General features: G+C 65.6%; 25 protein-coding genes. 14 read left to right on the top strand and 11 right to left on the bottom strand.

Features of this window, described 5'->3' with window-relative positions; genetic code table 11:
- The first annotated feature begins 13 nt into the window (after nucleotides 1–13).
- From JQ507_02385 to JQ507_02375, 3 genes are read left to right on the top strand one after another with little or no spacing between them, the layout of a single operon-like run.
- On the top strand, nucleotides 14–550 hold the full coding sequence (locus JQ507_02385) for a hypothetical protein (protein QRI73146.1): 537 nt from the start codon (nucleotides 14–16) through the stop codon (nucleotides 548–550).
- Between the two features lie 2 nt (nucleotides 551–552).
- The gene (locus JQ507_02380; GenBank protein ID QRI73145.1) at nucleotides 553–1,743 is read left to right on the top strand and encodes an efflux RND transporter periplasmic adaptor subunit; all 1,191 of its coding nucleotides are present in this window, start codon (nucleotides 553–555) and stop codon (nucleotides 1,741–1,743) included.
- Entirely contained in the window at nucleotides 1,740–4,859 is a 3,120-nt protein-coding gene (locus tag JQ507_02375; protein ID QRI70410.1) for an efflux RND transporter permease subunit, read from the top strand. The genes JQ507_02380 and JQ507_02375 overlap by 4 nt, the downstream gene beginning before the upstream one ends.
- A gap of 9 nt (nucleotides 4,860–4,868) precedes the next feature.
- Here the strand turns inward: JQ507_02375 and JQ507_02370 are convergent, their stop codons facing one another.
- The 8 genes from JQ507_02370 to coxB all read right to left on the bottom strand — a co-directional run bounded on the left by JQ507_02370 (nucleotide 4,869) and on the right by coxB (nucleotide 11,471).
- Nucleotides 4,869–5,630 carry an SURF1 family protein gene (locus tag JQ507_02370; protein ID QRI70409.1) on the bottom strand — a complete coding sequence of 254 codons (762 nt, stop codon included), beginning with the start codon at nucleotides 5,628–5,630 and terminating at the stop codon, nucleotides 4,869–4,871.
- Complete coding sequence (locus JQ507_02365; protein QRI70408.1) at nucleotides 5,627–6,013, bottom strand: DUF983 domain-containing protein; 387 nt, start codon at nucleotides 6,011–6,013, stop codon at nucleotides 5,627–5,629. The genes JQ507_02370 and JQ507_02365 overlap by 4 nt, the downstream gene beginning before the upstream one ends.
- A 64-nt stretch (nucleotides 6,014–6,077) precedes the next feature.
- Complete coding sequence (locus JQ507_02360; GenBank protein ID QRI70407.1) at nucleotides 6,078–6,974, bottom strand: cytochrome c oxidase subunit 3; 897 nt, start codon at nucleotides 6,972–6,974, stop codon at nucleotides 6,078–6,080.
- A gap of 106 nt (nucleotides 6,975–7,080) precedes the next feature.
- The gene (locus tag JQ507_02355; GenBank protein ID QRI70406.1) at nucleotides 7,081–7,719 is read right to left on the bottom strand and encodes a cytochrome c oxidase assembly protein; all 639 of its coding nucleotides are present in this window, start codon (nucleotides 7,717–7,719) and stop codon (nucleotides 7,081–7,083) included.
- Nucleotides 7,720–7,724: 5 nt separating this feature from the next.
- Nucleotides 7,725–7,889, bottom strand: a complete 165-nt coding sequence (locus tag JQ507_02350; GenBank protein QRI70405.1) for a CoxF protein — start codon at nucleotides 7,887–7,889, stop codon at nucleotides 7,725–7,727.
- Between the two features lie 38 nt (nucleotides 7,890–7,927).
- On the bottom strand, nucleotides 7,928–8,866 hold the full coding sequence (locus tag JQ507_02345; GenBank protein QRI70404.1) for a protoheme IX farnesyltransferase: 939 nt from the start codon (nucleotides 8,864–8,866) through the stop codon (nucleotides 7,928–7,930).
- A gap of 64 nt (nucleotides 8,867–8,930) precedes the next feature.
- Nucleotides 8,931–10,550, bottom strand: coding sequence for a cytochrome c oxidase subunit I (gene ctaD, locus JQ507_02340; GenBank protein ID QRI70403.1), 1,620 nt, complete (start codon nucleotides 10,548–10,550; stop codon nucleotides 8,931–8,933).
- Nucleotides 10,551–10,631: 81 nt separating this feature from the next.
- Nucleotides 10,632–11,471, bottom strand: coding sequence for a cytochrome c oxidase subunit II (coxB, locus tag JQ507_02335; protein ID QRI70402.1), 840 nt, complete (start codon nucleotides 11,469–11,471; stop codon nucleotides 10,632–10,634).
- A 530-nt stretch (nucleotides 11,472–12,001) separates the two neighbouring features.
- Between coxB and JQ507_02330 the strand changes: the two genes are divergently transcribed.
- The 6 genes from JQ507_02330 to JQ507_02305 all read left to right on the top strand — a co-directional run bounded on the left by JQ507_02330 (nucleotide 12,002) and on the right by JQ507_02305 (nucleotide 16,133).
- Nucleotides 12,002–12,475: an invasion associated locus B family protein gene (locus JQ507_02330; GenBank protein QRI73144.1), complete on the top strand. Its 474-nt coding sequence runs from the start codon at nucleotides 12,002–12,004 to the stop codon at nucleotides 12,473–12,475.
- Between the two features lie 75 nt (nucleotides 12,476–12,550).
- Entirely contained in the window at nucleotides 12,551–13,015 is a 465-nt protein-coding gene (locus JQ507_02325; GenBank protein ID QRI70401.1) for a hypothetical protein, read from the top strand.
- Nucleotides 13,016–13,017: 2 nt separating this feature from the next.
- Nucleotides 13,018–14,442 (top strand): metalloprotease TldD, encoded by a 1,425-nt coding sequence (tldD, locus tag JQ507_02320; GenBank protein QRI70400.1) that lies wholly within the window; start codon nucleotides 13,018–13,020, stop codon nucleotides 14,440–14,442.
- Nucleotides 14,442–15,212 (top strand): signal peptidase I, encoded by a 771-nt coding sequence (lepB, locus tag JQ507_02315; protein ID QRI70399.1) that lies wholly within the window; start codon nucleotides 14,442–14,444, stop codon nucleotides 15,210–15,212. Before tldD ends, lepB begins: the two co-directional genes overlap by 1 nt.
- Nucleotides 15,213–15,222: 10 nt before the next feature.
- Nucleotides 15,223–15,570, top strand: a complete 348-nt coding sequence (locus JQ507_02310; protein ID QRI70398.1) for an MmcQ/YjbR family DNA-binding protein — start codon at nucleotides 15,223–15,225, stop codon at nucleotides 15,568–15,570.
- The gene (locus JQ507_02305) at nucleotides 15,567–16,133 is read left to right on the top strand and encodes a nucleotidyltransferase family protein (GenBank protein QRI70397.1); all 567 of its coding nucleotides are present in this window, start codon (nucleotides 15,567–15,569) and stop codon (nucleotides 16,131–16,133) included. The genes JQ507_02310 and JQ507_02305 overlap by 4 nt, the downstream gene beginning before the upstream one ends.
- Nucleotides 16,134–16,184: 51 nt before the next feature.
- On the opposite strand, the gene JQ507_02300 is transcribed toward JQ507_02305, so the two are convergent.
- The 3 genes from JQ507_02300 to JQ507_02290 all read right to left on the bottom strand — a co-directional run bounded on the left by JQ507_02300 (nucleotide 16,185) and on the right by JQ507_02290 (nucleotide 18,853).
- On the bottom strand, nucleotides 16,185–16,703 hold the full coding sequence (locus JQ507_02300; GenBank protein QRI70396.1) for a PAN domain-containing protein: 519 nt from the start codon (nucleotides 16,701–16,703) through the stop codon (nucleotides 16,185–16,187).
- A gap of 179 nt (nucleotides 16,704–16,882) precedes the next feature.
- Nucleotides 16,883–18,253, bottom strand: a complete 1,371-nt coding sequence (locus tag JQ507_02295) for a glutamate--cysteine ligase (protein ID QRI70395.1) — start codon at nucleotides 18,251–18,253, stop codon at nucleotides 16,883–16,885.
- Nucleotides 18,254–18,346: 93 nt separating this feature from the next.
- On the bottom strand, nucleotides 18,347–18,853 hold the full coding sequence (locus tag JQ507_02290; GenBank protein QRI70394.1) for a winged helix-turn-helix transcriptional regulator: 507 nt from the start codon (nucleotides 18,851–18,853) through the stop codon (nucleotides 18,347–18,349).
- 129 nt (nucleotides 18,854–18,982) lie between these two features.
- On the opposite strand from JQ507_02290, the gene gstA reads away from it, so the two are divergent.
- The 5 genes from gstA to JQ507_02265 all read left to right on the top strand — a co-directional run bounded on the left by gstA (nucleotide 18,983) and on the right by JQ507_02265 (nucleotide 24,591).
- Nucleotides 18,983–19,600 (top strand): glutathione transferase GstA, encoded by a 618-nt coding sequence (gstA, locus tag JQ507_02285; protein QRI70393.1) that lies wholly within the window; start codon nucleotides 18,983–18,985, stop codon nucleotides 19,598–19,600.
- A gap of 222 nt (nucleotides 19,601–19,822) precedes the next feature.
- Nucleotides 19,823–20,968 (top strand): hypothetical protein, encoded by a 1,146-nt coding sequence (locus JQ507_02280; GenBank protein ID QRI70392.1) that lies wholly within the window; start codon nucleotides 19,823–19,825, stop codon nucleotides 20,966–20,968.
- Nucleotides 20,969–21,066: 98 nt separating this feature from the next.
- Nucleotides 21,067–22,827 (top strand): type I secretion system permease/ATPase, encoded by a 1,761-nt coding sequence (locus tag JQ507_02275; GenBank protein ID QRI70391.1) that lies wholly within the window; start codon nucleotides 21,067–21,069, stop codon nucleotides 22,825–22,827.
- Nucleotides 22,820–24,112, top strand: a complete 1,293-nt coding sequence (locus JQ507_02270; GenBank protein ID QRI70390.1) for an HlyD family type I secretion periplasmic adaptor subunit — start codon at nucleotides 22,820–22,822, stop codon at nucleotides 24,110–24,112. The genes JQ507_02275 and JQ507_02270 overlap by 8 nt, the downstream gene beginning before the upstream one ends.
- A gap of 251 nt (nucleotides 24,113–24,363) precedes the next feature.
- Nucleotides 24,364–24,591 (top strand): hypothetical protein, encoded by a 228-nt coding sequence (locus JQ507_02265; GenBank protein QRI70389.1) that lies wholly within the window; start codon nucleotides 24,364–24,366, stop codon nucleotides 24,589–24,591.
- Nucleotides 24,592–24,760: the final 169 nt, after the last annotated feature.

Genomic DNA, 24,760 nt, shown 5'->3' with positions numbered 1-24,760 from the left:
CACCGCGCGCGTGCTGGTCGGCGTCCTGGTCGCCCCCGATGCTGCTGATATCGCCGTACCGGAAACCTTCGCGCGCTGGCGACGGCTCACCCCGCTTGCGACATGGCTGCCGATTGCGCTGCGCGAAACCAGCTATGCCGGCATCCTGAGCGGCGTTGCGGCCGCGCTCGACCGCGTCGGGATGGCGCCGCGGCAGCTGATCCTGCTCGGCGAAGGGCCCATCGCGCGGCGCATGCTCGAACTGACGCTGCGCGGCGAGCTGCCCTGCGGCGGCATCGTCGCGATCGACGTTGCCTCCGACGCACTGTCGTTTCCCGTGGTGCCGACGGTGACCGCGATCCGGCTCGTGATTCATCACAATGACGAAGAGCCGCAAGGCAGTCTGATCGGCGCGTTGCGCGCCGCCGATCTCGACGCCCGCATCATCAATCTCGACCTCGCCGCCGGCCGCGCGACGGAAGCTGCCGCGGCGAGCGCAACCGAAACCTTTGTCCTGGAGCTGGTCGCGACGATCGGCCGCCGGACCACCGATGGAGCTGGTGAACCATGACAATGAAGACCATCACGATCGCGGGCGTGTGCCTGGCGGCCGCCGCAATCAGCGTCGGCTTGTATGCCGTGGATCGGCCGGATCGCGCGGCCGACAGGGCTCCGGCCGCGGCCCAGTCGAAGACGACCACATCAGTCGTTCCGGTGACGGCGGCAAAGGTCCTGCAGCATGATGTGCCGATCGTGCTCGAAGGATTGGGCACGGTGACGCCGATCAACACGGCCACCATCCGCACCCAGGTGCAGGGCACGCTCGACAGCGTCGATTTTGTCGAAGGCAAGCAGGTGAAGCGCGGCGATGTACTCGCCAGGATCGACCCGCGGGTCTACGAGGCCCAGGTCGACCAGGCCGAGGCCGCGCTGGCACGCGACCAGGCGAGTCTGAAGAACGCCAGGACCAATCTGGCGCGTACCCAGCCGCTCGCCACTCGCGGCTTTGCGACCCAGCAACTGCTCGATACCCAGGATTCGCAGGTCGCGCAGGGCGAAGGCACCGTCGCGCTCGACAAGGCCGCGCTTGAGGCCGCACAGACCCAGCTGAGCTACGCCACGATCACGGCGCCGTTCAACGGCGTCACCGGCATCCGCCGCATCGATCCCGGCAACGTCGTGCACCCGACCGATACCAACGGGCTTGTGGTCCTCACCCAGCTGCAGCCGATCGCGGTGATCTTCACGCTGCCATCCGGCGACATCCCCGGTGTCCAGCAGGCGCTGGCATCCGGCGACGCATCGGTCGACGTCTATGATGCCCAGAACAAGCACAAGCTCGACCACGGCAGCCTGATGCTGATCAACAACCAGGTCGACAGCTCGACCGGCACCGTGCAGCTGAAGGCATCCTTCCCCAATGCCGGCAACACGCTGTGGCCAGGCACCTTCGTCAACGTTCATCTGACGATCGCCGTTCGGCACAACGCGCTCACCGTGCCGCTGACGGCGGTTCGCCAGGGGCCGGACGGCGCCTTCGCCTATACGGTCGGCCCGAACAACGTCGTCGGCATCCGCAATGTCACGACCGGCCAATCGCGCGACGGGCAGGTCCTGATCGAGCAGGGCCTCGCGGCCAACGAGACCGTGGTCACCGCGGGGCAGTACCGGCTCAATCCCGGGACCACGGTCGAGATCGTGCCCGACGACAAGAAAGACCAGGTCCAGGACGCAACCACCGCAAGCGCAGGGATGCTGCCATGAACGTCTCCGCAGGTTTCATCCGCAAGCCCGTCGCCACCGCGTTCCTGGCCGTCGCCATCGTGCTGGTCGGCATCATCGCCTTCGTGCGCCTGCCGGTCTCGGCGTTGCCGACGGTAGATACCCCGACCATCCAGGTCACCGCGCAATTCCCCGGCGCCGACCCGCAGACCATGGCCTCGTCGGTCGCAACCCCGCTGGAACGGCAGTTCGGTCAGATCGCCGGCTTGACCGGCATGAGCTCGAGCAGCGGGCTCGGCAACACCCAGATCACGCTGCAATTCGCGCTGAACCGCAGCGTCGATGCGGCGGCGCAGGACGTGCAGACCGCGATCGATGCGGCATCGGGGCAATTGCCCAAGACGATGCCGTCGCCGCCGACCTTCCACAAGGTCAATCCGGCCGACGTGCCGGTGCTGCTGATCGCGCTCACGTCGGACACCGAGCCGCTGACCAAGGTCGACGACTATGCCGACAGCATCCTGGCGCAGAAATTGTCGCAGGTGCCGGGTGTCTCGCTCGTCACCATCGGCGGCATGCAGAAGCCGTCGATCCGGGTGCAGGTCAATCCGGCCAAGCTCGCTGCCGCAGGGCTCGATCTCGAGCAATTACGCGCCACGCTCGGCAACATCACCGTGAACCAGCCCAAGGGGGTGCTCTACGGCAGTCAGCAGGCCTATACGCTCGCCACCAACGACCAGGTGCTGGTCGCGAACAAGTATGACGATCTGATCATCGCCTATCGCAACGGCGCGCCGGTGCGCCTGCGCGACGTCGGGCAGGCCATCGTGGCGGCCGAGGACGTCACGCTGCACGGCTGGTACAACGACAAGCCCGCCGTCATTCTCGCGATCCAGCGCCAGCCCGGCGCCAACGTGATCAGCACGGTGGACGGCATCAAGAAGCTGCTGCCACAGCTGGTGTCGAGCCTGCCGTCCGACATCAAGGTCACGATCGCCTCGGACCGAACGCAGACCATCCGCGCCAGCGTCGCCGACGTTCAGCTCACCCTGGTGCTGACCATCGCGCTGGTGGTCGGGGTGATCTTCCTGTTCCTGCGCAATCTGTGGGCGACCATCATCCCCGCGGTCTCGGTCCCGATCTCACTGATCGGCACCTTCGGCGTGATGTATCTGCTCAACTACAGCCTCGACAATCTGTCGCTGATGGGCCTGTCGATCGCGGTCGGCTTCGTCGTCGACGATGCCATCGTGATGATCGAGAATATCTCCCGGCATATCGAGGAAGGCCTCTCTCCGATGCAGGCTGCGCTGAAAGGCGCGGGCGAGATCGGCTTCACCATCATCTCGATCTCGGTCTCGCTGATCGCGGTTTTCATTCCGCTGCTGCTGATGGGCGGGGTGATCGGCCGCATGTTCCAGGAGTTCGCCGTCACGGTATGCGTTGCCATCGTGGTGTCGGTGATCGTCTCAGTGACGCTGACGCCGATGATGTGCGCCTATTTGCTATCGCCGCACCAGGGCGCCGAGGCCGGGATCATCTCGCGCACGCTGGAACGCGGCTTCGTCGCGATCCAGACGGGCTATGAAGCCGTGCTTGCCGCAGCGCTGCGCTACAAGGCCGCGACGCTGTCGATCATGCTGGCGAGCGTCGCGGTGACCGGCTTGCTGTTCGTGGGCATCCCGAAGGGCTTCTTTCCGCAGCAGGACACCGGCATGATCACCGGCATCACGGAGGCCTCGGCCGACATCTCTCCGGCGCAAATGGCGACACTGCAACGCAGCGTCATCGATGTCATTTCGAGGAATCCCTCGGTTGCCAATGCGACCGGTTATATCGGGCCGGGCGGCCCGACCGTGACCGAGAACAACGGCCGCCTGTTCGTGCTGCTGAAGCCGCGGGCCGAACGCAACGCATCCGCCGATCAGGTGATCCGCCAGCTCGACACCGCGTTGCAGAAGATCAAGGGCATGTCGGTGTTCATGCAGGCAACGCAGGACATCAATCTCGCGAGCCGCCTGTCCAAGACGCAGTACCAGTTCACCCTCACCGACGTGAACCAGGATGAGCTCAATCTGTGGGCCGGCAAGCTGTATCAGAAGCTGAAGACGCTGCCCGAATTGGCCGACGTCGCGACCGACCAGGCCAACGCCGCGCGTCAGCTCAAGCTGCAGATCGACCGCGACGCGGCCTCCCGCCTCGGCATCGATCCGGCTGCCGTGGACAACACGCTCTATGATTCATTCGGCCAGCGGCATGTCGCCCAGCTGTTCACGACGCTCAACACCTATTACGTGATCCTGGAGGTCGATCCGTCGTTCCAGCTCGGCCCCTATGCACTCAACCGCATCTATATCCGTTCGTCCGCGGGGACCATGGTGCCGCTCAGCCAGATCGCGAGCATCGACTACGGCACCGCGCCGCTTTCCGTGAACCATCAGAGCCAGTTCCCGTCGGTGACGCTGAGCTTCAACCTGGCGCCGGGCACGGCGGTGGGGACCGCGGTCGCGGCGGTGCAGAAGGCGACCGCCGAGCTGCACGTGCCGTCGACCGTCGTCACCAGCTTCCAGGGCAATGCGCAGGCGTTCCAGGCGGCGCTCGCGTCGACGCCGATCCTGATCCTCGCCGCCTTGGTCGCCGTCTATCTGATCCTCGGCATGCTTTATGAGAGCACGATCCACCCGATCACGATCCTCTCGACCTTGCCGTCCGCCGGGCTCGGCGCGCTGGTCGCACTGTGGGCGTTCGGCCTCGGGCTCGACGTGATCGGGCTGATCGGCATCATCCTCTTGATCGGCATCGTACAGAAGAACGGCATCATGCTGATCGATTTCGCGCTACAGGCCGAGCGCCACCAGCATGTCTCCGCCGAACAGTCGATCTACATGGCCTGCCGGGCGCGGTTCCGCCCGATCCTGATGACGACAATGTGCGCGATGCTCGGCGGCGTTCCGCTGATGATCGGCACCGGCACCGGATCGGAGCTGCGTCAGCCGCTCGGCTTTGCCATCGTCGGCGGCTTGATCGTCTCGCAATTGATGACGCTGTTCACGACGCCGGTCGTGTACATCTACCTCGACAGGATCAGCCGGTCGTTGGCCAACCTGCGCGCAGTTGCGCGGAAGGACGCGCCGCACGAAGCCGAGGCGGCCTCGTGACCTGCTCGCTCAGCCCGCGCGGCGCCGCTGGCCGCGCCACCACAGGCCGAAGGCGATCGTGACCGCGGCCGCCAGCGAGAACCAGGTGATGGCGTACTGCATGTGGTCGTCCTTGAGATGCACCTTCAAAGGCCCGGGCTTCGGCGTGCCGCTATCGGGCACCGGCGCTTCGAGGTCGATATAGAACGGCGCGACCTCGCCCCAGCCGAGCGCCTGCGCCATGGCGCGATGGTCGCGCACGAACCACAGCCGCTTCGATGCATCTTCCTTCGGCGTCAGCCGGCCCGGCGGCTCGGGATAACGGATATAGCCTGTGAGTTCGACCGGCGCGCCGGTGACGAGGCGACCTGTGACGCGATCCTCGAAAGCGCGGTCCTGCATCGTGTTCTGGACGAACCCGGTGTTGATCACGACGGTCTCGCCACTGGCAAGCTTGGCCGGCAGGAACGCCCAGGTGCCGGGCCCCGAAATGTCGTCGCGCACCGCGGAGCCGGAGCTGAACACCATCGCGTCGGGCAGCTTTGCGTAAGTCGCGGTCAAAGTGACGCGGCGGAATTCATCCTTCGCCGAGGTCAGCGTGGGCCATGCCGATGGCGGCGGCAGCGCCTCGGTCGGCGCGGCCAGCCGCGCGTCGAGCGCTGCGATCAGCGCATGCTTCTCGACCCGGCGCTGCAACTGCCAGACGCCGAGCGCGATGAACACCGCGATCAGGATCAGCGTGAAAAGGCCGAAGCCGGCCGCGCTCGGTCGGCGCGTAGAGACGTCATTCATTTCGGGTCGCGCTCGATCAGTTGGCCTTCGGCGGCCTTGTGGTGGAATTGCAGCGCGATCAGCAGCGCCTTCATCGAACGCAGCGGCAGGATCGTGGTCACCACGATCAACGGCAGCCATAGCGCGGCATGCACCCAGAATGGCGGCTGGTACTTGACCTCGACGATCAGCGCCGCCGCGACCACGATGGCGCCGGCCAGCATGATGATGAAGACCGCCGGCCCGTCGCCGGCATCGATGAAGGCGTAGTCGAGGCCACAGGCCTGACAGCGCGGCGCCAGCGTCAGAAAGCCGGAATAGAGCTTGCCCTTGCCGCAGCGTGGGCAGCGGCAGGCGATGCCGCGGATCGCGCTTTCGGTCACAGTGGGCGGGATATCGGTCATCGGCTCTCTATCAAAAGCAAAGGGGGCGGCCATCAGGCCGCCCCCTCTTAGCACGTCGGCGAAGTCAGTGGGCGCCGTGCGCCATCGACTCGGCGCCGTGGCCCCAGACATAGATGCAGATGAACAGGAACAGCCAGACCACGTCGACGAAGTGCCAGTACCAGGCGGCGAACTCGAAGCCGAGATGCTGCTTCGGCGTGAAGTGGCCGGCATAGGCGCGGATCAGGCAGACCAGCAGGAAGATGGTGCCGACCAGCACGTGGAAGCCGTGGAACCCGGTCGCCATGAAGAAGGTCGCGCCATAGACGTTGCCGCCGAACGAGAACGTCGCATGGGCGTACTCATAGGCCTGCACGCAGGTGAAACAGGCGCCGAGGATCACGGTGAGGATCAGGCCCTGCTTGAGGCCCTGGCGGTCGTTCTCCAGCAGCGCATGGTGCGCCCAGGTGACCGTGGTGCCCGAGGTCAGCAGCAGCAGCGTGTTGAGCAGCGGCAGATGCCAGGGATCGAAGGTCTCGATGCCGTGGGGCGGCCAGGTGCCGGGGACGGAGCATGCGCCCATCGCCGTGCCGGCGCCGCAGCCGAACACCGCATCGCGCGTGGCGTGCACCGCATCGGCCGGGAACAGCGCCGAGTTGAAAAAGGCCCAGAACCAGGCGACGAAGAACATCACCTCGGAGGCGATGAACAGGATCATGCCGTAGCGATGGCTGATCTGCACCACGCGGGTGTGGTCGCCCTTGTACTGGGCTTCCTTGATCACATCGCCCCACCAGCTTGCCATGGTGTAGAGCACGCCGATGGTGCCGACGCCGAACACGATCGGCGCGGCGGAGAACATGTGGTGCATCCAGCCGATCGCACCGAGCGCCATGATGAAGGCCGAGACCGAGCCGACCACCGGCCACGGGCTCGGGTCGACGAGATGATAGTCGTGATGCTTGACTTGCGCCTCAGCCATTGCCGTCTCTCCATTCGCGTGCCGCAAGGCACGTCTTAATCTTAAATTCCAATCTCTTCAGCATGATCTTCTCGGAAAACCGGACCCCACTTTTCCGGATCATGCTCTAGCCGCCCTTGCGCTGCTCCGCCTCGCCGGCCGCCACGGGCTTCGGCGTAGCGTCGCGCACGGGAAAGAAGGTGTAGGACAAAGTGATCGTCTTCAGCGTGTCGTTCTCGCTGTCCTTGGCCAGCGCCGGATCGACATAGAACACCACGGCCATCTCGCGCTTCTCGCCCGGCGCCATGGTCTGTTCAGTGAAGCAGAAGCAGTTGATCTTCTGGAAATAGGCGCCGACCGTCAGCGGCGCGACGTTGTAGGCTGCCTGGCCGGTCGTGGTGCGCGCCGACTGGTTGGTCACGGTGTAGTAGACCGTGACGACCTGGCCGATCTTGACGTCGATCGTGGTCTGCTCGGCCTCGAACTTCCAGGGCAGGCCCGGCGCGACGTTGGAATCGAAGCTGACCGCAATGGTGCGCTCGAGCGGTGCATCAGAAGGCGCCGACGTCGCGACCTGGGTGGTGCCGTTGAAGCCGGTGGTGCGGCAGAACCAGTTGTAGAACGGCACGGCCGCGTAGGACGCGCCGACCATCAGCACCACGACGAAGCCGCAGATCGACGCCACCAGGGCGTCGCGGGTCAGCATGCGGCGCGTGACCTTGGCACCCTCGCCTTGCGGAGCCTGCTGCACACCCTGGTTCGCCATCTCGCTCACAGCGGTCGCACCAGCACGGCCGGCCCCTTCACCAGGGTGACGGCGAAGAACAGCACCACCATGACGCCGAGCGCGAGCGCAATCGCGATCGAACGCTGGCGGCGGCTCTTGAGTTGCGCCTCGGTGAGGACGATGCCGTCTGGTTCGTTCTTGTCGTCCATTGCTGTCCCGTGTGCCCCCATCTCGCCCCCCGGCGTCCCTATCCGATGAAGGCAGGCAGGATCGCGCGGACCACGACCTCGGCAAGGAGGACGGCGAACAGCGCGAACAGATAAAGGATCGAGAACGCGAACAGCCGCCGCGTGGCGCGGTTGGCAACCGTGCCCTCGCGGCGACGGTAAACCTCGATGGCGAGCCACAGCATGCCGGCGCCCAGCACCAGCGAGGTGACGCCGTAGATCGCGTCGAAATAGCCGAGCGGCCATGGCGCCAGCGCGATCGCGACCAGCACGACGGTGTAGAGCAGGATCTGCAGGCGGGTGGCGTCGGGACCGGCGACCACCGGCAGCATCGGGATGCCGGCGCGCGCATAGTCGTCGCTGCGGAACAGCGCCAGCGCCCAGAAGTGCGGCGGGGTCCAGAAGAAGATGATCATGAACAGCAGGATCGGCTCGACCGAGAGCGAGCCGGTCGCGGCGGCCCAAGCCACCACCGGCGGCAGCGCGCCGGCGGCGCCGCCGATCACGATGTTCTGCGCGGTCCAGCGCTTCAGCAGCATCGTGTAGATCACGGCATAGAAGAAGATGGTGAAGGCGAGCAGCGCGCCCGCCACCCAGTTGACCAGGATGCCGAGCGTCATCACCGAGAAGAAGGCGAGCGTCAGGCCGAAGGCGGCCGCCTCGGCCTGGGTGATCCGGCCGCGCGGAATCGGCCGGTTGGCGGTGCGCGTCATCAAGGCGTCGACGTCGCTCTCATAGGCCATGTTGAGAGCGCCGGAGGCACCGGCACCGACCGCGATGCAGAGGATTGAGGTGAACGCCAGCACCGGATGCACATGAACCGGCGCGATCATCAGCCCGACCAGCGCGGTGAAGATCACCAGCGACATCACGCGCGGCTTCAGCAGCGCGATGTAGTCGCCCACTTCAGCCTCCGAGATCCGGGGCAATTCAATGGCGTTGTGATCGACAACCGACAAGATCAGGTCTCACTTCTCTGCAAAAGGCGCGGCGCACCCGCAGGTGCGCCGCGTTGTCGTGGACTTACTGCACGCGCGGCAGCACTTCGAACTGGTGGAACGGCGGCGGCGAGGTCAGCGTCCACTCAAGCGTAGTGGCACCCGCACCCCACGGATTGTTCGCGGCCTGCTCCTTGCGGACGAAGGCATCGATCACGCCGTAGATGAAGATCAGGACGCCGACGCCGGAGATGTACGAGCCCCAGGAGGAGATCAGGTTCCAGCCGGCGAACGCATCCGGATAGTCGACATAGCGGCGCGGCATGCCCGACAGGCCGAGGAAGTGCTGCGGGAAGAACACCAGGTTGACGCCGACGAAGGTGAACCAGAAGTGCGCCTTGGCGATCTTCTCCGAGTACATGTAGCCGAACATCTTCGGGAACCAGTAGTACCAGCCGGCGAAGATGCCGAACACGGCGCCGAGCGACAGCACGTAGTGGAAGTGCGCCACCACGTAGTAGGTGTCCTGCAGCACGCGGTCGACGCCGGCATTGGCCAGCACGACGCCGGTGACGCCGCCGACGGTGAACAGGAAGATGAAGCCGATCGCCCAGATCATCGGCGCCTTGAACTCGATCGAGCCGCCCCACATCGTGGCGATCCAGGAGAAGATCTTCACGCCGGTCGGCACCGCGATCACCATCGTGGCGGCGACGAAATAGGCCTGCGTCGCCGACGACATGCCCACGGTGTACATGTGGTGCGCCCACACCACGAAGCCGATGCCGCCGATCGCGACCATGGCGTAGGCCATGCCGAGATAGCCGAACACGGGCTTGCGCGAGAAGGTGGAGACGATCTGGCTGATCATGCCGAAGGCGGGCAGGATCAGGATGTACACTTCGGGGTGGCCGAAGAACCAGAACAGATGCTGGAACAGCACCGGGTCGCCGCCGCCGTCGGCCGCAAAGAAGGTGGTGCCGAAATTGCGGTCGGTCAGCAGCATGGTGATCGCGCCGGCAAGCACCGGCAGCGACAACAGCAGCAGGAACACCGTCACCAGGATCGACCACACGAACAGCGGCATCTTGTGCAGGGTCATGCCCGGCGCGCGCATGTTGAAGATCGTGGTGATGAAGTTGATGGCGCCGAGGATCGACGAGGCACCGGCGAGATGCAGCGACAGGATCGCGAAATCGACCGCCGGACCCGGATGACCCGAGGTCGACAGCGGCGCGTACATGGTCCAGCCGGCGCCGACGCCGTTGGCGCCCGGCTCACCCTCGACGAAGGTCGACAGCAGCAGCAGCAGCGCGAACGAGGCCGGCAGCAGCCAGAACGAGATGTTGTTCATGCGCGGGAACGCCATGTCGGGCGCGCCGATCATCAGCGGCACCATCCAGTTGCCGAACCCGCCGATCATCGCCGGCATGACCATGAAGAAGATCATGATCAGGCCGTGCGAGGTCACGAACACGTTATAGGTGTGCGTCTCGTGGAATATCTGGACGCCCGGGTACATCAACTCGGCACGGATCGCGATCGACATCGCAGCGCCGATGACGCCCGCGATCACCGCAAAGACCAGGTACATCGTACCGATGTCCTTGTGGTTCGTGGAGTAGAGATAGCGCCGCCATCCGGTCGGATGGTGGGCGTGATCATCATGGGCGTGATCGTCGTGTGTCGCTGCGCCTGTCGCCATGTTCAAAATCCTGCCTTGCAGTCCCTCTCGGACCTTGCGGTCCCGTCGCCCTTATTCCGTCCGCGCCGTAAGCCGTCCGGCTTACTGCGCCGCCTGACCAGCCGAGGCGTAGGAATTCGCCGGGTTGGTCGCAAACTTCTTCTTCGCGCCTTCAACCCAGGTCGCGAATTCCTGGTCGCTGACGACCCGCACCGCGATCGGCATGAAGGCATGGTCCTTGCCGCACAGTTCCGAGCACTGACCGTAGAACACGCCGGTCTTGGTCGCCTTGAACCAGCTCTCGTTGAGGCGGCCGGGGACCGAATCGATCTTCACGCCGAACGCCGGCACCGCGAAGGAGTGGATCACGTCGGCGCCGGTGGTCTGGATCCGCACCACCTTGTTGACCGGCACCACCATCTCGTTGTCGACGCCGAGCAGACGGGGCTGCTTGTCCTTGTCGAGCAGCGAGTCGAACTCGAACTTGCCGTTATCCGGGTAGGCGTAGGACCAGTACCACTGCTTGCCGGTGACCTTCACGGTGAGGTCCGGCTTCGGCACGTCGAGCTCCAGGAACAGCAGGCGGAACGACGGCACCGCGATGCCGACCAGGATCAGGACCGGGATCAGCGTCCAGGCCACCTCGATCAGGGTGTTGTGGGTGGTCTTGGAGGGGACCGGGTTGGCGCGGGCGTTGAACTTCACCACCACGATGACGAGCAGCGCCAGGACGAACAGCGTAATGACGGTGATCAGCACCAGCAGGAAATTGTGGAACCAGATGATGTTTTCCATCACCGGGGTCGCGGCTTCCTGGAGCGTGTGCTCCCACGGCGCCGGCTGCCCCATCTCGGCGAAGGCCGATCCCGCGGCGACAGACGCCACACCCGCTACCGTCAACCCCAGCAATTGCCTGCCCAACCGGCCAATCGACATCTTCATGCCGCTCGCGCTCCCTTGCATTATTCCCCAAAGCACCTCCGGCATGTGGCCGAAAATGCAGCACGATCCGCCCTGACAAACGGCCTTCCGGACATACCCGTCTCTGAGTCAAGGTGGGTACGGGAGCCAGATCGCTAGAACGCGTCGAAATCCAGCCTCTCAAACCATAATTCTCAGGCGCTCGCAATGCAGTAGTAGGGCCGAAAGCCATGCGCCTGCGATGAAGCTGCCGCTTGCGATTTTTCCCGCAAAATCAAGCGAAAGGCGGCCGCACGCAGTTGACAGGCGGATTACCGGATGTAGGCACAGGCGCGGTAGCCCACAGGAACCTGATTCGCTGCGGGCTGCCCCAATCCGGCGCGGGAATGGCTCCAAGATCGCCTTCAAGGCGCCGTCATTGCGGTATCAGTCGGCTGTTGCGCGCTACCGGCGGCCGGAACGGCCGGACCCAACATTTTAGAGGATCGACCCGGATGGGCGCTTCGAACATTCAGGCAGGACGGGCGCTGCCGCGCTGGCTCGGCGCCCTCTTGGCGGCCGCATTTTCGCTCGGCCTGAGCCAGGCGGCCAACGCGCAGGGCGCGGTGCGCTCGGTCCATGGCGACTGGCAGATCCGCTGCGACACCCCGCCCGGCGCCCAGGCCGAGCAATGCGCGCTGATCCAGAGCGTGGTAGCGGAAGACCGCTCCAATGCCGGCCTGACCGTGATCGTGCTGAAGACCGCCGACCAGAAGAGCCGCCTGATGCGCGTGGTCGCCCCGCTCGGCGTGCTGCTGCCGTCCGGCCTCGGCCTGAAACTCGACAACCAGGACGTCGGCCGCGCCGGCTTCGTCCGCTGCCTGCCCAATGGCTGCGTCGCCGAGGTCGTGATGGACGACAAGCTGCTCGGCCAGCTCAAGAACGCCAAGACCGCGACCTTCATCATTTTCGAAACCCCGGAAGAGGGCATCGGCTTTCCGCTCAGCCTGAACGGCCTGGCGGAGGGCTATGACAAATTGCCCTAGGGCGCTCCCTTAGCTGCGGAAGCACGTACCCCGGATGGAGCCAATGGCCGCGTCAAGCGCACGGTCTATCCCGAGGTGCCGCCGCGGATTGAGTATGAGATGACGCCGTCGGCGAAGGCGCTCAGGCCTGTATGTTCGACGAGTTGCACCGATGGGCGCAGGAGCATGGCTTTCCGACCTCGACCGGGAGCGCCGCGCAGTCGGCGCCGTCGAGCGATGAGCCCGAGCCGGAAGACCAGCCGCGGAGGGCGGACCGGCGCGCGCGCTGATGACGACAAGGTGAGGATCGCGCGGGGCTGCCGTGATCGCCGTCACTGTCCCAGCCCCTCCCGGTTTGCCACCCAAAACACTATGTTTGACGGTCGCCATCCGGCCCTGAACCAGGACCGGCGCAGCTTTCCGGGTTGTAAGATGCGTTTTCCGCTCGTCTCTGCTTCAATCGCCCCGAAATCCCTGCGTCCGGGTTCCCCACTGGCAATCAGTTGCGCTTCAGGCAAGGATGACACGGAACGCCCAAAGAATCGCACTGCGTCGGAGTGACCATGACCAATCCCGCCACGACCTCCCTGCTCGACCGCGCCAATCTGGACCGCGATGCCGTTCGCCGCGAGGTGGCACGCGGCCTTGAAGGCGCCGACGACGGCGAGCTGTTCCTGGAGTTCGGGCAGACCGAGGCGCTGGTGTTCGACAACGGCCGGCTCAAGCAGGCGACCTACGACACCTCGCAGGGCTTCGGCCTGCGTGCCGTCAAGGACGATGCGGTCGGCTATGCGCATTCCTCCGACGTCTCGATCCCGGCGCTGATCCGCGCGGCCGATGCGGTTGCCGCGGTGCGCGGCGGCTATGCCGGCACGTTCGCCGCGGCGCCGGCCCACACCAATGTCAGGCTGTATGGCGACGAGAACCCGCTCGACGGACCTGCGTTCGAGGCCAAGGTCAAACTGCTCGGCGAGATCGACGCCTATGTCAGGGACAAGGACCCGCGGGTGCGGCAGGTCTCGGCCAGCCTCACCGCGACCTGGCAGGTGGTGGAGATCCTGCGGCCCGACGGCGAGAGCTATCGCGACATCCGCCCGCTGGTGCGCGTCAACATCTCCGTGGTCGCAGGCCAAGGGGACCGCCAGGAGAGCGGCAGCAAGGGTTATGGCGGCCGCGAGGGCTATGCGCGCTTCATCGAGACCAAGGCCTGGCGCGACGCTGCCGACGGCGCGCTGCGCGAGGCGCTGGTCAATCTCGAATCGATGCCGGCGCCTGCCGGCGAGATGGACGTGGTGCTCGGGGCCGGCTGGCCCGGCGTGATGCTGCATGAGGCCGTCGGCCATGGGCTCGAGGGTGACTTCAACCGCAAGCAGACTTCCGCCTTCGCCGGCCTGATGGGCCAGCAGGTCGCAGCCAAGGGCGTCACCGTGGTCGACGACGGCACCATGGCCTCGCGCCGCGGCTCGCTGTCGATCGACGACGAGGGCACGCCGACCAACCGCACCATGCTGATCGAGGACGGCATCCTGGTCGGCTACATGCAGGACCGCCAGAACGCACGCCTGATGGGCATGAAGCCGACCGGCAACGGCCGGCGGCAGAGCTATGCCCACGTGCCGATGCCGCGCATGACCAACACCTACATGCTGGCGGGCGACCGCGACCCGGCCGAGATCATCGCCTCGGTGAAGAACGGCATGTATGCCGCCAATTTCGGCGGCGGCCAGGTCGACATCACCTCGGGCAAATACGTGTTCCAGTGCACCGAGGCCTACAAGATCGAGAACGGCAAGCTCGGCGCGCCGCTGAAGGGCGCCATGCTGATCGGCAACGGGCCGACCGATCTCCACAGGATCACCATGATCGGCAACGATCTTGAGCTGGATACGGGAATCGGCACCTGCGGCAAGAACGGCCAGGGCGTGCCGGTCGGCGTCGGCCAGCCGACGCTCAGGATGGAACGGATTACGGTCGGAGGAACGGGCTAGTGAGCAGCGGAAACGAAGTCGTGGCGGCCAAGCCGACCAGCTGGCGCGGACAGGCCGTACAGCTGGCCGCGATCGTGGCCGTCGTGTTCCTCGCCAAGGGCGCGATCGCCGAGCCGTTCTACGTGCCGTCGGGCTCAATGGAGCCGACGCTGCTGATCGGCGACGCGCTGGTCGCCTCGAAATATCCCTATGGCTACGGCGCGGCGTCGCTGCCGATCCAGATCACGCTGCCGGAGACCGGCCGGGTGTTCGGCGAGACGCCGAAGCGCGGCGACGTCGTCGTGTTCCGCTGGCCGGGCGACCGCTCGCAGGCCTGGGTCAAGCGCGTGGTCGGGCTGCCCGGCGATCGCATCCAGATGCGGCAGGGACAGCTCTTCATCAACGATCATGCTGCGGCGCTGAAGCCCGACGGCACCGGCTTTGCTGAAGACGATCGCGGCGGCGGCGAGGACGCCAATCGCTATGTCGAGACGCTGCCGAACGGTGTCAGCCACGCGATCTTCAAGATCCGCGACAATGGCCGGCTCGACAACACGCCCGAGGTGACGGTGCCGCCCGGCAATCTGTTCGTGCTCGGCGACAACCGGGACAATTCCGCCGACAGCCGCGTGCCGGTGCGCGACGGCGGCGTCGGCCTGTTGCCGATCGACAATCTGATCGGCCGCGCGGACGCGGTGGTCGGCTCCTGGGACATGGGCATCCGCAGCCAGCCGGTCTGGACCTGGCTCTCCGGCTTCCGCCTCGCGCGTTTCTTCACCTCGGTGCAGTGAGTAGGTCAACGTGACCTTCGACGACGTCAGGACCCTGGTGCTGGCGTGGCCGGAGGTCGAGGACGGCACGTCCTACGGAACACCGGCGCTGAAGGTGCGCAAGAAGATGCTGGTGCGGCTCAAGGAGGACGGCGACAGCCTGGTGATGCCGGGCGTGCCGCCGGATGAGCGCGACATGCTGGTCGAGAGCCAGCCCAGGCTCTTCTATTTCACCGATCACTATCGCGATTATCCGACCGTGCTGATCCGCCTGTCGAAAGCCAAACGTGCGACCGTCGAGCCGCTGCTGCGCCGGCACTGGCGCACGCTGGCCTCGAAGAAGGCGGTTCGGGATTACGATGCGACGGCAACGTCGTGACGCAAGACGAATTCCTCGCCGCGGCACTGCGCAACCCAGTCAATCCAGCGATCACAGGCGAGCTTGACCGCCTCGGTCTGCCTGATGCCTGGCTGGTGGCCGGCTGCCTGGTGCAGAGCGTGTGGAACGTGCTGACAACGCGGCCGCTCGATCATGGTATCAGCGACTACGACGTCTTCTATTTCGATTCCGACACGTCATGGGAGGCCGAGGACGCCGTCATCCGCGACCTCACGGCGCGACTCGGCCATCTCGGCGCCGCGATCGAGGTGCGCAACCAGGCCCGCGTCCATCTCTGGTATCCCGGCAAGCACGGCGTGCCCTACCCTGCGCTGTCACGTTCGACCGACGGCATCGATCGCTTCCTCAGCGCGAACGTGCAGGTCGGCATCCGGCGTAGTGCGAGCGGTTACGACGTTTATGCGCCGAGCGGTTTCGACGATGTCGCCGACATGATCGTGCGGCCGAACCGGACCGCGAATTTTTCCGCGGCGAATTACGCCAAGAAGGCAGCGCGATGGAAGACGCTGTGGCCGGAGATCACGGTGATCGCGGCGGAGTAGCCTGTCGTTCCTGCGAACAGGTTCGCAGGGACGACGCTTTGTGTGCGGCCGTTACCGCACCACGCCCGACGTGAACCCCGCCTTGCGGCGCGGCGGCTTGATCTCCTTCTTGAGGAAGCAGTGCGCGTCGCGGCCGGCATAGCCGGGCCGGGCGTAGGTCCAGGCGCGGCACTTGTTGTCAGCGGTGCAGGCGGCCTGGCAGGCCTCGTCGCCGTCGCTGCTCTTCAGTTCGAAATTCTTGTAGTCGCCGCCGAGGCGGTCGATCGAGGTTTCGATGGCGCCGTTGCGCGGTTCGACCACGCCGGCGCCGCGCACCCCGGAGACGCAGCAAACGTCCTGCACCCGCGGCGGCACGCTGTTCTTCAGCCAGCACACCGCGCCGTTGTTGGAATCGGTCGGATAGTTGAAGCTCCAGGCGCGACAGCGGCGGTCGCGCTCGCAGGTCAGCGCGCAATCGGCGGGGTCACCCGACGTCACCGGCGCGTTCAGATAGTCTCCGCCGGGACGGTCGAAATTGGTTTGCGCCAATGCCGGGCGCGTGACGGCAACGGCCGACAAGACCGCGAACATCACCACACACGCCCTAAAGAGGCGGCCTATCCCCATGACATTGCTTTCAAATTCGTACAGCCCCGCGCATCCCGCGGGGCGTCATTTGAACGCCATGAACCTGTACGGCTGATGAACGGCGCGGCAGCGGCGGGTGCGACAACACCGCCGTCCGCACGCGTTCGGGGCGCGGGCCGGGATTAGAAGGCGTATTCCTGATAGGCCGGTTCCACGGAGCCCTTCCAGGGCCCGTTGAACTTCTCCAGCATCTCCTCGGCCGGCGAGCGGCCGGTCTCGATGATGCGCTCAAGCGGTTCGAGGAAGCGGCTCTCGTCGCGTCCGAGATGGTCGATCCGGCCGCGCCGGCGCAATCCGGCATGCGACAGGACCAGGCACTCCTTGGCGATCTCGAACAGATAGCGGTCCTTGATCCGTGCCTTGAAGCCGAAGCGCGGCACGTCATCGCGCAGCGCCTGCCGCTCCGCCGCGGTCCAGTGCCGGACGATATCCCAGGCGGCATCGAGGCTGTCATTATCGTAGAGCAGCCCGACCCAGAACGCCGGCAGCGCCGGCAGCCGGCCCCACGGCACGCCGTCGGCGCCGCGCATTTCGAGATAACGCTTCAGCCGCACCTCGGGGAAGATCGTCGAGAGGTGGTTGGCCCAGTCCGACAGCGTCGGCCGCTCGCCGGGGAGAATCTTGTTGTTGCCGGCGAAGAAATCGCGGAACGACGAGCCGGAGACGTCGATATATTCCTCGCCGCGCTTGACGAAATACATCGGCACGTCGAGCGCGTAATCGACATAGCGCTCGAACCCCATGCCGTCCTCGAACGCGAACGGAATCATGCCCGAGCGCGCATTGTCGGTGTCGCGCCAGATTTCGGAGCGGAACGACAGGAAGCCGTTCGGTTTGCCTTCGGTGAACGGCGAATTGGCGAACAGAGCGGTCGCGATCGGCTGCAACGCCAGCGACACCCGCAGCTTCTTCACCATGTCGGCTTCGGAGGAGAAGTCGAGATTGGTCTGCACCGTGCAGGTCCGGAACATCATGTCGAGGCCGTATTGGCCGACCTTCGGCATGTAGTTGCGCATGATCTTGTAGCGGCCCTTCGGCATCACCGGGATCTGCGCGCGCGACCAGGACGGCGTCATGCCGAGGCCGAGGAAGCCGATGCCGAGCGGGGTTGCGACCTCCCGCACCTGCGCCAGATGTGCCATCAACTCCGACTGCGTCTGGTGCACGGTCTCGACCGGCGCGCCCGACAATTCGAACTGCCCGCCCGGCTCGAGCGAAATCGCGCCGCCGCCGGTGACGTCATAAAGCCCGATGATGTTGCCGCGCTCCACGATCGGCTCCCAGCCGAGCAGGAGCTTCATGCCCTCGAGCAACGCGCCGATACCCTTGACGCCCTCATAGGGCACGGGCTGGTGGCCCTCGAGCGTGAACGGGGTCTTCTCGTGCTCGGTGCCGATCCGGAATTCGGACTCGGGCTTCACGCCGGCTTCAATCCACGCCACGAGTTCGTCGCGCGACTGCAGCGGCGTCATGTCGATCTGGTCACGCGCCATAAAAAATCCAACTCAAGGGCGCTTCGATCGAAGGCGCGCGGTGGCAGGGACATCCGCGGGCCATGCCGGCCGCGGATGATGGGATCAGGACTATCATCGGGCGGGCACGCCGTCTCGCGCGGGTGCGGCCTTGGTATCGCTCTTTGCATCGGTCTCGCCGCAGGAGCAGCCGAGACGGTCGAGCAGACCGCACAGCCGTTCGGCGTCGGCGTCGGACAATTTCGAGCCGACATGCTTGTCGATCGCCGCCGAATAGGCGTTCCACATCTTCTTCTGCAGCTCGCGCCCGGCCTCGGTGATCTCGACGAACTGGCCGCGCTTGTCGATCTTGCATTCGCGCCGGGCGGCGAGCCCCTCGTCGACCAGCTTGTCGATCAGCCGCGAGGTCGAATATTGCGGGATCAGCATCTGCCGCTCGAGCTCGACCGGGCGCAGCTCGCCGGACGGCGCGCGCGACAGCTCGAGCAGGGCGTCATACCAGGCGAGCGGCGGAAAGCCGGCCTTCTTCAGATCCTGCTCGACGCAGTCCAGCACCCGGCTCGGCACCCGCATCAGGCGGATCCAGGCGGCCGTCGCCTCGCTCGATAGCTTGCGTTTCATCGTCTGGCCCTAAGTTCCCGGAACCCAGTGTACCGCACTGAATGCATCTGCATCAATCTTGACTAATTCATGCAGGCGCATGTAGGCAATCCCTCTCCGGACGCCAAGAACAAGGGAAGGAATACCCCCATGAAGCTTTATTACTCCCCCGGTGCCTGCTCCCTCTCCCCCCACATCGCCCTGCTTGAAGCCGGCCTGCCCTATGACCTGGTCAAGGTCGATCTTCGGGCCAAGAAGCTCGAAAACGGCGACGATTTCCTGCAAGTGAACCCCAAGGGCCAGGTGCCGGCGCTGGCGCTGGATACCGGCGAGATGGTCACCGAAGGCCCGATCATCATCCAGATGATCGCCGACAAGGTCGCCGACAAGAAGCTGGCGCCCGCCCGGGATTCCAACGAACGCTACAAGCTGCTCGAATGGCTGAACTACATCACGACCGAGCTGCACAAGAATCTCGGCCCGATGTTCTCGCCGGTGCTCGCCGACGACGCCAAGGCGTTTTTCAAGGACCGCGCCATGGGCAAGTTCAAATATGTCGACAGCCAGCTCGCCGGCCGCGAATATCTGATGGGCAGCCAGTTCACGGTCGCCGACGGCTACCTCTTCACCATGATCATGTGGGCGCAAGACCGGCTCGGCTTCGATCTCTCCGGCCTGCCGAACGTGACGGCCTACAAGGCCCGCGTCGCGGCGCGCCCGAAGGTGCAGGAAGCGCTGAAGAAGGAAGGCCTGCTGAAAGCGGCCTGAGCTCTCGAAGCTGCTTCATCGGACGTGAAAGGGCCGGATAGCATCCGGCCCTTTTGTTTGGGCCGCCCGATCGGGTCAGCCCCAAATCTGCAATTTTCAGCAGTTTGTCCGCTTCCACGTAAGCGCGCCTTCGCTATCCCGCGAATACCGCAGCCGGGATTCGGCAACCATTTGCCCGATCGGACGTAGCCGGATTGCTGCCTCATCCAGCGGGAGATGCGCATGAGTAGCTCTCTATCCAGCAACGCCGCCGACCGGATGGTCGAGGTCCTGGCGGGCTCGACGGCGCTGCTGGCAAATTCCAGCGACGGACTCTCCGACCTGCCACTCCCGGTGACATCTGTGCTGCCTGACGACGGCACGGCCGATACGGCTGCCGGCCCGCCGGCCCACAGCCTGATCGATCCGGTACCGGCGGCAAATGCGCTGGACGGCGCGACGTCCCTGCTCGGCGACGGCGCCGCAGCCGCGGCCGGTTCCGACCTGCCCCTGGTCGGGAGCTTGCTGAACACGAGCGAGCTGCCGGTGATCGGCATTGTGTTGAACGCCGCATTGCCCGTCGAGCCGGATTCGACAGCGCTCGCAGCATCGGGCGGAGCGCTGCAACCGGTGCTCGACACCGCCACGACCGCGGTTCAAGGCGGCGTCCATTCCTCAGCCGGTGTCCTGTCCCAGGCGACCGCACTGCCCGACATGCTTCATGGCCTCACCAATCTCGGACAGGCGATCGATCTCGGCAACATCAGCACCATCGGGACCAGCAATGGCGGCCATGCCAATCTGGTCGCCGACATTCTGGTCGTGCCGGGACAAATCCTTGCCGGCAATCTCGGCGAGACGGTCGCGCATCTCGGCGCCGATATCAGCGGCGTGATTCATGCCGTCTCGGGGCTGGTTGATACGGCAGTCTCCGATGTCAGCGGTCTGCTGAGCCCGGTCACCGGACTGGTCAGCCAGCTGACGCACGGCTTGCTCGATGGCGGCCTGCTCAATCTCGGCGGCGACACCGCAGGCAACGGACCGCTCGGCGGCTTGCTTGGCGGCCTCATTGGCTCCGGCAGCGGCCATTTGGCCGGCGTCACGATCGGCCCGCATCTGCTCGACCTCGGCGCTCTCACCGGCACGCACGAGCTCAACATTCCGAGTCTCAACATTCCGAGTCTCGGCGGCGTCGGCGCCGACGGGTTGGCCGGCAATCTGCTCGGCAGTCTCAACCTCAGTCTGCTCGGCGACAGCAGCGCCGCCGGACACGCCGCGAGCGCGCCGGCCTCCACACCGGTCGATCTCGGCACGATCGGGCATGACCTGCTCTCGCCGCTCACACATGGTCACGGCATCCTTGATGCGCACGGCACACACATCCTCTGAGATTGCCGCAAATCGGCGGATGCGCGCGATCGCCGCGCTTCCGCAACTCCCTCTCCATGTCCATTGGGCATCACAGGCTTGAACATCCGCGGGGCGCGATGATCGGTCAGGGCAAACGCTTCTCCTCACTGCCGGTTGAAATCCGGGATGCGATCACGGCCGTGCGCGGCGCGCTGGTTGCCGTGGCGATGGCGAGCGGCCTCGTCAATCTGTTGATGCTGGTCGGCCCGGTGTTCATGCTGCAGACCTATGACCGCGTGCTGCCGAGCCGCAGCATCCCAACCCTGGTCGGCCTGCTCGTGATCGCGCTGGTGCTGCTCGTCGTGCAGGCCGGCGTCGATGTGCTGCGCAGCCGGCTGTTGGCGCGCATCGCCGAAATCTTCGACGAGAGCATTCGCGGCGCCGTGTTCGACAGCGTGCAGCATGCTTCGCTGAGCCGGCCGAACGGCGACGGCCTGCAGATCATGCGCGACCTCGACAGCATTCGAGGCTTCATCGCCGGCAGCGGCCTGGTCGCGATCTTCGACCTGCCATGGACCCCGCTCTACATCATCGTCTGCACGCTGTTTCATCCGCTGATGGGGCTCGCAGTCGCCGGCGGCGCGATCGCGCTGGCACTGATCACGGTCGCCGCCGAGCTGTTCACGCGCGCGCCGACGCGCGCGCTGGTCGCGCTCGCCTCGTCGCGGCGGCAGATGGCGGAGACCGCATTCTACCACGCGCCCGTGGTGCACGCGCTCGGCATGCAGCAGCGGATGGCCGAGCTGTGGTCGGACCGCACGCAGGCCTATCTCAACATGCAGCGCGTGACCTCCGATTTGACCGGCACGTTCGGCAGCGCCTCGCGCTTCCTGCGCATGATCCTGCAATCCGGCGTGCTGGCACTCGGCGCCTGGCTCGTTATCAATCAGCAGGCCACCGCCGGCGTGATGCTGGCCGCAACCATTCTCTCGATCCGCGCGCTGGCGCCGATCGAGCTTGCGATCGCCAATTGGCGCAGCTTCATCGCGGTCCGCGCCAGCGTCGGCCAGCTTGCCGAAGCCCTGGCGGCGGTGCCGTCGCGGTCGGCGTTCACGCCTTTGCCCGCGCCGAAGAACGAGGTCCGTGTCACCTCGATCAGCCTGACCGCACCGGCCTCCGATGCCGTGGTGCTGCACGAGGTGAGCTTTGCACTGCGCGCCGGCAATGCGGTCGCGGTGGTCGGCCCCAGCGGCTCCGGCAAGTCGACCCTGGCGCGCGCGCTGGTCGGCATCGGCGCACCGGTGCGTGGAGTGATCCGGATCGACGGCGCGACGCTGGCGCAATGGGATCCGCTCGCGCTGGGCCCGTCGATCGGCTACCTGCCGCAGGACGTCGCATTGTTCCGCGGGACCGTCGCCGAGAACATCTCCCGCTTCGCAGCTAGCCCGGACGCCGGCAGGTTGCTGGCCGCCGCGCGCGAGGCCGGCGTACACGAGCTGATCCTCCGGCTGCCTGACGGTTATGAGACCGAGGTCGGCGACGGCGGCCTGATGCTGTCGGGCGGCCAGCGGCAGCGCATTGCGCTGGCCCGCGCGCTCTATGGCGATCCGTTCCTGGTGGTGCTCGACGAGCCGAACTCGAATCTGGACTCCGAGGGCGAGCGCGCGCTGATCCATGCTATCGCGCGCGTCCGTGCTCGCGGCGGCATCGTGGTCGTGATCGCGCATCGGCCCGCGGTGCTGCAGGCGGTCGATCACATGCTGGTGCTGAACGAAGGACGCATGCAGGCGTTCGGCACCACGGCTGCAGTGCTGCCGCTGCTGGTGCCGAAGGCTGCGCAGCCGGCACCGGCGCGCCGCAAGCGCAAGAAGGACGCGGAGCCCCGGCAAAATGCCTAGCGCCCGGCAATCGGTCCATCACCACATCCTGGCGGTCGCGATGGCCGCGGCGTTCCTCGTCGCCAGCATCGGCATCATGGGCGCGGCCACCAGGATGTCGGGCGCGATCATCTCGCAGGGATCGCTGGTGGTCGAATCCAGCGTCAAGAAGGTGCAGCACCCCTCCGGCGGTGTCGCCAAGAAGCTGCTGGTCGAGGACGGCGCCCGCGTCGCCAAGGACGATTTGCTGATCCTGATGGACGAGACGGTGGCACAAGCCAACCTCACCGCCGTGACCAAGAGCCTGTGGGAGCTCGAGGCGCGCCGCGCGCGGCTACAGGCCGAACGCGACGGTGACGCCGAGATCGTATTTCCCGACAGCGTGGCATCGCTCAGCGACCCCGCGGCGCAGGCCGTCGTCTCGGGCGAGCGTCGGTTCTTCCAGCTGCGCAAGGACGCCAATGACGGGCAGAAGCAGCAGTTGAAGGAGCAGATCGCGCAGCTCAAGGAGCAGATCGGCGGCATGCAGGACCAGTTGAGCGCCAAGAAGCAGGAAGCCGATTTGATCGCCAACGAGCTGACCGGCGTGCAGCAGCTCTGGGAACAGCGCCTAGTCTCGCTGTCTCGTCTAAGCGCGCTGCAGCGCGATTCGGCGCGGCTGCTCGGCGAGCGCGGCCAGCTCACCGCATCGATCGCGCAGGCCAAGGGCAAGATCTCGGAGACCGAGCTGAAGATCCTGCAGGTCGATCAGGATTTCCGCTCCGGCGTCGCCAAGGAGCTCGCCGACATCAGGGCCAAATATGCCGACGCGATCGAGAAGCAGGTCACCGCGAAGGACCAGACCGAGAAGCTCGAGATCCGCGCGCCGCAGGCCGGCGTCGTGCACGATCTCACCATCCACACCCAGGGCGGCGTCATCGCGGCCGGCGAAACGATCATGACCATCGTGCCCGACCAGGACAATCTGATCGTGGAAACTCATGTTGCACCGCAGGATATCGATCAGGTCAAGCTCGGCGCATCCGCGGTGCTGCGCTTCACCAATTTCAACCAGCGCACCACGCCGGAGATCGAGGGCGAGGTCAGCCGGATCGGCGCCGATGTGTCGCGGGACGACAAGACGACCCCGACCTACTTCCTTGTCCGCATTGCGATTCCAGCGCCGGAGCTGAACAAGCTCGCGACCGCGCATCTGCTGCCGGGCATGCCGCTCGAGGTGTTCATCCCGACCAGCGAGCGCACGGTGCTGTCGTATCTGATGAAGCCGCTGGCGGACCAGGTGCACCGCGCCTTCAGGGAGAAATGAGCGGTGCAAACTTTCGGCGCGCCGTGGATCAAATCAAATTTAATCCGCATTCTACCGGTTAAGACTAAGTCGGCGTACTTCCGGCTGAGGGCGTTGCCGTCCTTGTTCGTGCGATCCAACTGACCGACTATGACCTGCGGCGCGCCCTCGGCTCCAACTGGTCTGAAAATGTGACGATCGTCTCCACGCTTTTATTGACCAGCACGCTCGTCGGGCTGGCAACCAGTTTGTACTTTCGGGTTTGGACATTGATGCTGGTGTCGCCGCTGATCGCGGTGCTCGCGGCAATCGTGCTCCAGTCCGACGGCTATGCATTTGCCACCGGCGCCCCGATCCTGGTCGCCTGCCTCGCATTCAGCCAGATCGCCTATCTCGCCGGCGCCTTGCTGTTGCCGGACAATGACGGCTCAATGGCGGAAGAAATCGACGGCGTTCCACGCCGCGGCCGCGAGCACAAGATCAACGGCCAGAACCAGTAGTGCAAGGCCTGTCCATGACGGGCCCTTGCCGCGCAGTCGCAGCGGATTCCATCGTCGCGGCGCCGGCCACGAACGCTTGCCCGCGGTTTCAGTGACCCCATGCTTGAGCACAACACCCATTTGCACGACACCCGAGCCTGATCGTCTCTGGCGATCAACCAGCAAGAGT

It is taken from the genome of Bradyrhizobium sp. PSBB068 (genome assembly GCA_016839165.1).
Taxonomy (GTDB): Bacteria; Pseudomonadota; Alphaproteobacteria; order Rhizobiales; family Xanthobacteraceae; genus Bradyrhizobium.
This window is presented reverse-complemented; position numbering and strand designations above follow the sequence as displayed.